The 236-nt window shown below is 65.7% G+C and carries 1 protein-coding gene; it reads right to left on the bottom strand.

Annotated features, from left to right (window positions below; all coding sequences use genetic code 11):
• The coding region (locus AO268_RS06820) for an FAD-binding oxidoreductase (protein WP_257154350.1) at positions 1–236 on the bottom strand (236 nt) is incomplete at both ends.

Here is a 236-nt window from a genome sequence, read left to right as displayed (position 1 = left end):
CCCGCCAGCAACAGCAGCGGCCGCTTGATCTCGCGCAGATAGAACGCGCCCAGCGGTCCAGCCAGACTGACGCTATCGCCGACCTTGGCGAGGCTGGTCAGGAAGCTGCTCATCAGCCCGCCCGGCACGTTGCGGATCAGGAAGCCGACCTCGCCATCCTTTTGCAGCGAGCTGAAGGAATAGGCGCGGGTCTGGTCGCTGCCCGGCACTTGCAGATTGACGTACTGGCCCGGCAG

Origin of the sequence: Pseudomonas sp. ICMP 8385 (genome assembly GCF_002699915.1) — a bacterium.
Taxonomy (GTDB): Bacteria; Pseudomonadota; Gammaproteobacteria; order Pseudomonadales; family Pseudomonadaceae; genus Aquipseudomonas; species Aquipseudomonas gessardii.
Note: the sequence above shows the minus strand (reverse complement) of the source record. Positions and strands in the feature narration are given on the sequence as shown.